The sequence below is a fragment of the Embleya sp. NPDC127516 genome (assembly GCF_044765325.1).
GTDB lineage: Bacteria > Actinomycetota > Actinomycetes > Streptomycetales > Streptomycetaceae > Embleya.
In genome coordinates this window covers 289,904-299,252 of the sequence record NZ_JBIWJT010000002.1, presented here as the reverse complement: position 1 = coordinate 299,252, position 9,349 = coordinate 289,904, and the positions used below count along the sequence as shown (strand labels likewise).

Here is a 9,349-nt window from a genome sequence, read left to right as displayed (position 1 = left end):
ACCGGACCGGGGACGGCGGGCACGGACCGGGGACGGCGGGCACGGACCGGGGACGGCGGGCACGGACCGGGGACGGCGGGCACGGACCGGGGACGGCGGGCACGGACCGGGGACGGCACGGCCCGCGCCCGGGCCGAAGCCGTCCCGCCGGGCCGGGCCGCAGACGCGCGCGAGCCACAACGGCGCCGAACCGCGACCCGTCCGCACCGAAAGCAGGCCACCGGCGACCAGGTGGCCCTATTCCCGGGATCCACCGGTTGCCTAGCCTCGGCCCATGGACTCGAAACCGGACCACCCCATGGCGAATCCGAATCCCGACGCGGACCCCGGTCGCGCGCTCTCGAACTGGAGCACCGACCCCGGTTGGCTGAACACCGCGAGCAGTGGCCTGCCGCCGAACGTCGCCTACGAGGCGCTGACCCGGGCCCAGGAGACCTGGCGGCGCGGGCGCACCGACATGGACGGGTTCCACGCGGCCGGCGAGCGGGCCCGGGCCACGTTCGGACGGATCGTCGGCGCGCCGGCCGAGACGATCATGGCGGGCAACACCACCTCCGGCCTGCTCGCCCCGTTCGCCGCCGGGCTTCCGGTCGGCGGGCGGCTCGTGGTGCCCGAGGTCGAATTCACCTCGAACCTGTTCCCGTGGCTGGTCCAGGAGGCCCGGGGCGTCGAGGTGGTCACGGTGCCGCCGGCCAAACTCGTCGACGCGATCGACGAGCGCACCACGGCCGTCGCGTTCAGCCTGGTCCAGTCCGCCGACGGCTCGATCGCCGCCGAGGCGGACATCGTCGCGGCGGCCCGCGCGTACGGCGCGAGCGTGTACGTGGACGGCACGCAGGCCTGTGGTTGGCTGCCGCTGGACGCGACCCGCTACGACCTGTTCGTGGTCAGCGCCTACAAGTGGCTGATGGCACCGCGCGGCACGGCCTACGGCTACGTCGCACCGGAGTTGGCCGCGCGTACCCTCCCGCACGCCGCGAACTGGTACGCCGGCGCCGCCGACGGCGACCCCTACTACGGCCCGCCGTTGCGCCTGACCGACACCGCGCGCCGCTTCGACACCTCGCCGGCCTGGTTCTGCCAGGTGGGCGCCGACCCCGCGCTCGACCTGGTCGAGCGGATCGGCGTCGAGCACATCCACGCCCACGACGTGGCCCTCGCCAACCGCTTCCTGGCCGGCCTGGGCCTGCCTCCCGGCGACAGCGCGATCGTCGCGATCGACATCCCCGACGCCAAGGAGCGCCTGGAGGCCGCCGACATCCGGTTCTCGGCCCGCGCCGGCCGCACCCGACTGGCCTTCCACGTGTACAACACCGACGCCGACGTCGACGCCGCCGTCACCGCGCTCACCTCCTGAGCCACCCGATACCGACCCGATGCCGCCCCGGCGGCATCCACCCGCCCGTCACCGACGGCACCGAGCCACCGACCCACCCAACCAACGGGCGGACGCGGCAGCGGGCACCGGGACACCGCCCGGTGCCCGACCGAACCGACCGGCCCCCGCGCCTTTACAGCAGCACCGCCGCCAGCGACCGCCAATCCGCCGCCGGGGCCGCGTCGAACGTCTCGCCCAGGACCTGCACGCAGACGTGGTCGGCGCCGGCGGCGAAGTGCGCGTCGACCGCCGCGCGGATCGCCGACTCGTCGCCCGACGCCACGAGCCGATCCACCATGCGCTCGCTGCCGCCGTCGGCGAAGTCCTCCTCGGTCAGGCCCAGTCGCAGCCAGTTGCGGCGGTAGTTGGGCAGCGTCGCGTACGTCCGCAGATGCTCGCGGCCCCGGCGCAGCGCGGTCTCCCGGTCCGTGGTCGGCACGACCGCCTGCTCCACCGCGAGCAGCCGATCCGGGCCCAGTGCCGCGCGTGCCTCGGCGGTGTGCTCGGGCGTGACCAGATACGTGTGCGCTCCCTCGGACCGCTCGCGCGCGAGGTCCAGCATTCTCGGGCCGAGCGCCGCGAGCACGCGGGCCGGGCGCGGGCCGTCGCCGCCGGGCGCGAGGTATAGGGAGGAGTCCATCGCGTCCAGGTACTCGCGCATGTGCGCGAGCGGCTTCTCGTACCTGTGCCCACCCGGCCGCAGCCCCTCGACCAGCCCGCTGTGGCTGATCCCGAGGCCGGTCAGGAACCGCTCGGGGTACGCCTCGTGCACGGTACGCGCCGCCGCGTTGGCGGCCATCGCGTCCCGGGCCCACACGTTGGCGATGCCGGTCGCGGCGGCGATGCGCGGCGCGGCGCCCAGGACGAGCATCGCCTGGGTGAACGCCTCACGGCCCACCGTCTCGCCCCACCACAGCGCGCCGTAGCCGAGTTCGTCGAGTTCGGCCACGGTCTCCCGCAGCCGGGACACGGGCATGAAGTCGAGCGCGGCGGTCCACAGCCCGATCCGGCCCAGGTCGGGAACGGACCGCGCCGCGGCCGATGTCGGTTGGGGTGTCGCCGGCGGTGTCGGTGTGGTCATGGCACGCTCCCGAGTTCTCTGTAACGCCGTAACAGAAGCTGTCTCCCGCACCATACCCGTCGACATGGGTCACCCTTGGTTCCGAGGGAACCATCGACGCGGAATCATGGTCTGGTCACACGAACCACTTGCCAACCGCGCCCACGCCGTTGCCGGATCCGTCGGAGACCTCGTGCAGAGTCCACTGTTCAACCACACGGTGAGCCAGTCCGCCGAGCGTTACAGCCTGCAGAACGCGCACATGTTGCGGGTGCTGCTGAGCCCCGAGGTGGGCACCGAGGTACTGGCCCGCAAGGGCGCGATGGTGGCCTATCAGGGCAACGTGCAGTTCGAGGGGGCGTTCCAGACCGCCGCCGAGATCCGCACCGGCGCGCTGACCGGCGACATGTTGGACCTGATGCGCTGCCACGGACACGGCACGGTCTACCTCGCCAATCAGGCGCAGAGCATCCACATCCTGAATCTGCACAACGAGGCGCTGATCGTCGAGGACGAGAACGTCCTGGCCCTGGACGGCACGCTGAACTGGAGCGTCGTACAGATCGACGCCGGCTACAACGTGGGCGGCATGGGCGCCTATTCGATGCAGATCGGCGGCACCGGCAAGATCGTCATCACCACGTCCGGCGCGCCGCTGGTACTGCGCGCGTCCAACGACCGCGAGGTGTTCGCGGACGCCGACGCGGTGATCGCCTGGACCGCCGGCCTCCAGACCAGCCTGCAGGCGCAGACCACGTCGCAGCGCATCTGGCGCCGCCGCCGACAGACCGGCGAGGGCTGGACGATGGCCTTCATCGGAGAGGGCTACGTGGTGGTCCAGCCCAGCGAGATCCTGCCCGCGAACCTGACCGCGACCGAGAACAACCGCCACTTCGGCATGGGTCGGGACGGCTTCCAGAACAACACCTGGGCAGGCCCCGGCGGCCCACACGGCGCCCCGCCGCCCCCACAGCCGGGCCCGTACGGCCCGCCCGGCCCCCAGGGTCCGTACGGTCCTCCCCCGCCCGGCCCCTACGGTCCCCCCGGACCGTACGGACCGCCACGCTGACCCCCGCGCCCACCACGGGTCCGTGAGCCTGCCGGACCTACGGCTGCCGTTTGCGCGGTAGGCGTGCCAACTGCCGGGACTGGGCGACCAGTCGGCCCGTCGAGTCCCAGACCTCGCCGTCCTCCTCGAGGTAGCCGCCCGCCGGATTGCGGGTGGCCAGCGCCACCCGCAGCCACCCCGGCGCCGGCCTGGCCCGGACATGCACGGTCAACTCCACCGTGGGCACCCACCCGCGCACGCCGAGGTCGAACGCGGTCGGCACGAGCGAGTCGACCGCGAGCAGCAGCGCCAGTGCATCCGGGGCACGACCGTCCGCGAGCCGCCACCAGGCCCGAATCTCCCCACGCCCGGACGGCCGCCCGGTCGACCAGCCGGCGGTCGCCGGGTCGAGCAGTTGCTCGCTGCGGTCCATGAACGTGGTGCGCCGAAAGGGCGCCGCGCCGGCGGCGCTCGCCGCGCACTCCTCGGGCGAGGGCAGCGCCGGCGGCCGGGCACTCGTACGCACCTCCGGGTCCAGCGCGGCCAGGTCGCCGTAGGAGGCGGCCACGTGCACCCGAATCTCGCCGTCCTGCACGATCCGCGCGGTGCCGGTGCTCAGGGTGCGCCCGGTACGCAGGACCTCCGTGCGCACCTCGGCCGGCCCCGGGTGTGACGTGGTCAGGTAGTGCGCGGTGATCGTGAACGGATCGGGGTGCGGCAGTGTCGCACCGAGCGCGCGGCCGGCGAGGGCGAGCAGGTATCCGCCGTTGAGGCCCATCCCGAACGCCCAGTCCGGCGAGAGCGTGGTGTCGTACACGCCCGGCGCGTCCGGGCGCGCGACGCACGTGGTGTCCCGGTCGAGTTCGTAGTCGGGCGCGGCGCCGGACGGCCCGGTCTCGGCGGATGCCTGTTCGGTCATGGCGGCGACTCCAGGGGCGGCTGACGGGAAGCGACTGACGGGCAAACAGCTTGGCACAGTCACATATCCCGACCGCCGCCCCACCTCACCGAGGCCGGCCAAGTCACCGGCGCACCCTCACAGGTACGAGCCGTCCTCCTCCGCGTCCCCGCCCAGAAGAACGTGCGGCGGACCCACCTCGGCGTTCTGCCGCAGCATCAGGGTCAACCGGATGCCACCCCACAGCCCTTCCAGCCAGCCGATCAACTGCGCCTGCACTATCCGCAGTTCCGCGCCGCTGGGCGCACCCACCCCGGCGAACGGCCCGGTGAGGCGCTCCAGCTCCTCGTACAGATCGGGCGCGAGCGAACGGCGCAGCTCGGGCAGCGAGCGCTCGTAGACGGCGCGCACCCGCCCTCGGCCGGGCTCGTCGAGCGGTGCGTCGCGCAGCTCTTCCAACAGGTGGCGAATCATCTCGGCGACGCGCATCACGCGATCGGGGGCCGGGACCAATTCGCCGAGCGGGCGTTGATCGTCCCCTTCGCGGGTGGTGGTGACAGTCGGATCAACCATGGGCCGCGCCTACCCCGCGCCGGAGGCCGAAAACGCCGGCCGGGTTCAACCGCGCATCCGCGACGCGGGCGGAACGGGCGGCTCGGACGACCCCGGGTCGCACGCTCGCGACGGCTGCGGGTCTTCGTCGGGCACCGGGTGCGCACGCGCCGTATCGGTGTCGGCCGGCTGCTCCGGCACCGGGCGATCACCCACCGGTACCGGCCCGATCGCCGCCCCCGCCGGCGGGCCGGCCGCCCACGCGTCGGCGTTCCGCTCCACGCGCGCCCGCGCCTTGGCGGCTCGAAGCACCACGATCACGCACGCGAGGAACACCAGGTATGCGGCCACCCCCACCACCAGCCAGGTCCACACAGCCCTCTCCCCACGCCAGTCGATCACCAAGAGCTATCAACCGAAATCTACCCGTAAGCGAGGCTCACCCAACGCGTCTGGTGCGTCCGCCTCGTGCGGGTTCCGTGGAGAACCTGCGAAGGCCCGCCGACCGCATCGGCCGATACGCCGGCAAACCGACCCGCCGAGCGCCCGACGAAACCCCATGCCCCGGAAGGACGTCCGGGGCCGGCGCCGAGTTCCCCGCCTCGACCCGCCCGAATCCGCCCTCGGCACGCCTTTCGAGCGAGCCGGATTCTGCCCCGCCGGGACAACCGCACACCGGACGCTTGCGAAAGAGTCACTACCGATATATCGTTGAAGCATCGCGAACGATCGCGATACACACAGTAGATCGAACGGCGGCTCGACGAGTCGCCTCATCACAGGGAGAAACCCATGCACCGCAGCAAAGGACGCCTCCAGTGGGGCGCAGAAGGACAGAACCGCCCGGCCTTCGGACCGTGGGGCCCGCCCGGCCCCGGCCCGTGGGGACGCGGGCACGGCCACGGTGGACGTGGCGGACCGGAAGGGCGCGGCCGAGGCCGTGGGCGCGGTCGCGCCCGGCGCGGTGACGTACGGGCCTCGATCCTGGCCCTGCTCACCGAACGGCCCATGCACGGCTACGAGATGATCCAGGAAATCGGCGAGCGCACCGGCGGCGTGTGGAAGCCCAGCCCCGGTTCGGTCTACCCCACCCTCCAACTGCTGGAGGACGAGGGCGTGATCGAGGGCGTCGAGGGCAGCGGCCGCAAGCTGTTCACCCTCACCGACGCCGGGCGCGAGGAAGCCGCCGCGCTTCCCGAGGGCACCAAGCCCTGGGACGAGGCCAGCCAGGGCGTCGACTTCGAGGCGGTCCACGACCTGCGCTCGGCGATGCACGGCATCGGCGACGCACTGCGCCAGCTCATGATGAACGGCACCGAGGCGCAGCGGGCCAAGGCCCTGGAGGTCGTCACGGACACCCGCAAGCGGCTCTACCTGATCCTGGCCGAAGCCGACTGATGTGGGTCGCCCGGATCGCCGATCACCGCTTGCGGCTCGGAGCGCCCGTTCCGCCCCGCAGGCAGGTCCCCCGCAGGGCGTCCCGGTAGTCGAACCCGACTGCCGGGACGCCCTGCGGTCACCCGCGTCACCGGTCGCACCCGCGGATCACCAGGGCGCGACCCGATAGTCCTTGAGGAAGCACCCGAACACCGGCTCCCCCCGCTCCCCGCGCACTATGGGGTCGTACACCCGGGCCGCGCCGTCGACGATGTCCAACGGCGTGCGGAACCCGGTCGCGGCCACCCGCGTCTTGTCGGGATGCGGCTTCTCGTCGGTGATCCAGCCGGTGTCGACGCTGGTCAGGTACACCCCGTGACCGGCCAGATCCTCGGCGCTGGTCCGGGTGAGCATGTTCAACGCGGCCTTGGCCATATTGGTGTGCGGATGCCCGGGCGCCTTGTACGCGCGCCCGAACTGACCCTCCACCGCCGACACGTTGACGATGTAGCGCCGCTCGCACGCGGCCCGGCGCAGCAGCGGCAACAACCGGCTCACCAGCACGAACGGCGCGGTCACGTTGACGAGCTGCACCTCGAGCAGCTCCACCGGATCCACCTCGTCGACCCGCTTGGACCAGGAGTTGACCGGCGCCCGGTCCGGGAGCAGCCCCGCCGCGTCCGGCGCGAGCCGGGCCGGCGCCGATCCGGGCGCCGTCGAGGTCGCGTCCCACTCGTCGGCGGGCGACCGGTCGAGCGCGAACTCGAACGCACCCGCCCCGAGCGCGGCCCGCTCGGCGGCGAGCAGCGGTCCGTAGGCCGACGCGGGTCGACGGATGGTCTGGGCCGCGTTGTTGACCAGGATGTCCAGCGGGCGTCCCTCGGCGACCAGTCGATCGCACCACGCGACCAGCCCACCGAGGTCGCGCAGGTCGATCGCGTGCACGTGCAGCCGATGCGCCCACACGTCGTGGTCGGGCGCGGCGGCGAACCGCTCGTGTGTGTCGTGCGGGAAGCGCGACGTCACGATCACCTCCGCGCCGTCGCGCAGGAGTTTGAGCACCAGCTCGTAACCGATCTTCACCCGGCCGCCGGTGACCAGGGCCAGCCGGCCGGTGAGGTCGGCGCGGGCGTGGCGCCGCTGCCGGTTCTCCGCCGCGCACGGTGGGCACAGCCGGTGATAGAAGCCGTCCACCTGCCGATACGGCCGCTTGCAGATGTAGCAGCGCAGGCCCATCTCCACCACGCCGACGCACGTGGGCAGCCCGGTGTCCTCCAGCGGGAGATCCTCGACCCGGTCGGCGGCGCCCAGCGCGGTGCGCTCGGTCACCTCGGTGCGCTCCGCGCGCCGCAGCGCGCGCTGCTCGGCCCGGCGGCGATGACGCCCCGAGCGAATGAAGGACGCGAGCACCTGCTCGATCCGGCGTCGCTCGGGTGCGTCCGGCGGGAGGTCGGACATCGCGCCGAGCACGGCGAGACAGTCCTCGAGGGACGGTGGGACGGGAAGTGTGTCCGAGTCGGTCATGGGGTCCCCCCGAGGGACTTGCGGCGGATCCGGCGACCGGCCCTATGGCTCCGCGGGATCCGCGAAGCGGGCGTCGCTCGGGGGCGTCGGCGACTCTCCCATGGGCTCGCTCCCTTCGCGGACGGATCCCGGGCCGATGTCGCCGAAGCGGCGGATCGACGCGTCGGCGGTTCACCGACGGACCGTCACATTAGCGAGGCGTCACCGGACCGGTCACCGGCTTTTCGCTCTCTCCCGGGCCTGTCCCAGGGGCCTGGCCGGGCCGCGCCACGTGGAGGCGGCGCCCGGACAGGGCCTAACCGCGTCCGTCCACCACCGCGCGCAGCAGGTCGAGTTCGGATACCGAGCCGGGCTCGCCGCCGATGGCGGCCAATCGGTTCGCCGCGCGTTGCAGTTCGGCGTTGACCGGGGTCGGCACGCCGTGCAGGCGGCCGATCCGGACGATCTCGCCGTTGAGGTAGTCGGTCTCGATGCCGCCGGTGTGCCGGTACAGGCTCTGCCAGGACGAGCCGCCGGGCCGCCGTTCACCACCCACCGGGCGTACCTGCACGAGGGGGCTGACCGGCGCGAACTCGGCGTGGATCCCGGCCGAGAAGAGCACCGTGCGCGCCTCGTCCATCGCGAGTCGGTCCAGATTTCCGCCGCGCGCGTTCGGGCCGCACAGTGCCTCGACCGCGTTGCCCAGGTTGGTCACCAGCTTGCCGTACTTGTACGCGGTGATGTCCGGGTACACCTCGGAGCCGTAGCCGGCGCCCGACAGGACACGTGACACCTGGGCCGCGAAGGCGTCCCGGCCGTGCGGGTACCGGCCGATGTCCAGAACTCCGGTCACCGGCGACGAGTACGCGCGCACGACGCCGGGTTCGAGGTAGGCGGACGGGCACGCGACCAGGACGCCGTACACGTTCGCGAACAGGCGCAGCGCCGCGTCCTCGTTGGCCACGCCGTTCTGCGCGCACAGGATCGGCACCCGCGAGTCGGCGTAGCGGGCCAACTCGCGCAGCGCGCCGGCGGTGTCGTGGGACTTGACGCACAGCACCACCGCGTCCACCTCGGCCCAGTCCACGAGGGAATCCAGCGTCGCGATGTCGGTCACCGCGGCGAGGCGCACCACGTCCTCGCCGTCGGGGGTCAGGACCCGCAGTCCGTGGGCGCCGATCGCGTCGACGTGCGCGCGCCGGCCGACCAGGTGTACGTCGTGCCCCGACTGCGCGAGGCGAGCGCCGAGGACGCCGCCGACTGCCCCGGCCCCCAGGACTACAAATCGCATGGCCGATCCCTCCCCGACGCGAGAGCCCATCCAAACACGTCAGGGCACCGCCGTGGGGTCCGCGAGGCCACCGGTTTTCCGGTCTGCCGGACGCCACGGCACGACCGCCGCGAGCGCGCCGGGTGGGCGCCGGATCCGCCCGGGCTCGGGCGCGGCACGGGTCCGCCGCGCCCGTCGGGCCCGGTGGGGCTCGCTCCGACGCACACGTCGCCGAGCGGACGTACCGCCGCCGAACCGCGCTA

Annotated in this window: 9 protein-coding genes; 3 read left to right on the top strand and 6 right to left on the bottom strand. The window is 73.0% G+C overall.

Annotation, left to right across the window (positions count from 1 at the left end; all coding sequences use genetic code 11):
• Window positions 1–274: 274 nt before the first annotated feature.
• Window positions 275–1,357, top strand: coding sequence for an aminotransferase class V-fold PLP-dependent enzyme (locus tag ACIRL2_RS03825; RefSeq protein WP_395872286.1), 1,083 nt, complete (start codon window positions 275–277; stop codon window positions 1,355–1,357).
• A 154-nt stretch (window positions 1,358–1,511) separates the two neighbouring features.
• On the opposite strand, the gene ACIRL2_RS03820 is transcribed toward ACIRL2_RS03825, so the two are convergent.
• Window positions 1,512–2,459 carry a TIGR03620 family F420-dependent LLM class oxidoreductase gene (locus tag ACIRL2_RS03820; RefSeq protein ID WP_395872284.1) on the bottom strand — a complete coding sequence of 316 codons (948 nt, stop codon included), beginning with the start codon at window positions 2,457–2,459 and terminating at the stop codon, window positions 1,512–1,514.
• A gap of 172 nt (window positions 2,460–2,631) precedes the next feature.
• On the opposite strand from ACIRL2_RS03820, the gene ACIRL2_RS03815 reads away from it, so the two are divergent.
• Window positions 2,632–3,507 carry an AIM24 family protein gene (locus tag ACIRL2_RS03815; protein WP_395872282.1) on the top strand — a complete coding sequence of 292 codons (876 nt, stop codon included), beginning with the start codon at window positions 2,632–2,634 and terminating at the stop codon, window positions 3,505–3,507.
• A 37-nt stretch (window positions 3,508–3,544) separates the two neighbouring features.
• Here the strand turns inward: ACIRL2_RS03815 and ACIRL2_RS03810 are convergent, their stop codons facing one another.
• From ACIRL2_RS03810 to ACIRL2_RS03800, 3 genes are all read right to left on the bottom strand, one after another.
• The gene (locus tag ACIRL2_RS03810; protein WP_395872280.1) at window positions 3,545–4,405 is read right to left on the bottom strand and encodes a thioesterase family protein; all 861 of its coding nucleotides are present in this window, start codon (window positions 4,403–4,405) and stop codon (window positions 3,545–3,547) included.
• A 117-nt stretch (window positions 4,406–4,522) separates the two neighbouring features.
• On the bottom strand, window positions 4,523–4,957 hold the full coding sequence (locus ACIRL2_RS03805) for a proteasome activator (protein ID WP_395872278.1): 435 nt from the start codon (window positions 4,955–4,957) through the stop codon (window positions 4,523–4,525).
• Window positions 4,958–5,002: 45 nt separating this feature from the next.
• Window positions 5,003–5,311: a hypothetical protein gene (locus ACIRL2_RS03800; RefSeq protein ID WP_402229946.1), complete on the bottom strand. Its 309-nt coding sequence runs from the start codon at window positions 5,309–5,311 to the stop codon at window positions 5,003–5,005.
• 417 nt (window positions 5,312–5,728) lie between these two features.
• Between ACIRL2_RS03800 and ACIRL2_RS03795 the strand changes: the two genes are divergently transcribed.
• Complete coding sequence (locus tag ACIRL2_RS03795; RefSeq protein WP_395872274.1) at window positions 5,729–6,334, top strand: PadR family transcriptional regulator; 606 nt, start codon at window positions 5,729–5,731, stop codon at window positions 6,332–6,334.
• 147 nt (window positions 6,335–6,481) lie between these two features.
• Here ACIRL2_RS03795 and ACIRL2_RS03790 read toward each other — a convergent pair whose 3' ends face one another.
• Together ACIRL2_RS03790 and ACIRL2_RS03785 are read right to left on the bottom strand one after the other, a co-directional pair.
• Complete coding sequence (locus ACIRL2_RS03790; protein ID WP_402229944.1) at window positions 6,482–7,837, bottom strand: SDR family NAD(P)-dependent oxidoreductase; 1,356 nt, start codon at window positions 7,835–7,837, stop codon at window positions 6,482–6,484.
• A 295-nt stretch (window positions 7,838–8,132) separates the two neighbouring features.
• On the bottom strand, window positions 8,133–9,107 hold the full coding sequence (locus ACIRL2_RS03785; RefSeq protein WP_402229942.1) for a ketopantoate reductase family protein: 975 nt from the start codon (window positions 9,105–9,107) through the stop codon (window positions 8,133–8,135).
• Window positions 9,108–9,349 lie beyond the last annotated feature (242 nt).

Excerpts from the sequence above, each read along its gene's own strand:
- ACIRL2_RS03825 (WP_395872286.1), top strand. The coding sequence starts at position 275 with ATGGACTCGAAACCGGACCACCCCATGGCGAATCCGAATCCCGACGCG.
- ACIRL2_RS03820 (WP_395872284.1), bottom strand. The coding sequence starts at position 2,459 with ATGACCACACCGACACCGCCGGCGACACCCCAACCGACATCGGCCGCG.
- ACIRL2_RS03810 (WP_395872280.1), bottom strand. The coding sequence starts at position 4,405 with ATGACCGAACAGGCATCCGCCGAGACCGGGCCGTCCGGCGCCGCGCCC.
- ACIRL2_RS03805 (WP_395872278.1), bottom strand. The coding sequence starts at position 4,957 with ATGGTTGATCCGACTGTCACCACCACCCGCGAAGGGGACGATCAACGC.
- ACIRL2_RS03795 (WP_395872274.1), top strand. The coding sequence starts at position 5,729 with ATGCACCGCAGCAAAGGACGCCTCCAGTGGGGCGCAGAAGGACAGAAC.
- ACIRL2_RS03790 (WP_402229944.1), bottom strand. The coding sequence starts at position 7,837 with ATGACCGACTCGGACACACTTCCCGTCCCACCGTCCCTCGAGGACTGT.
- ACIRL2_RS03785 (WP_402229942.1), bottom strand. The coding sequence starts at position 9,107 with ATGCGATTTGTAGTCCTGGGGGCCGGGGCAGTCGGCGGCGTCCTCGGC.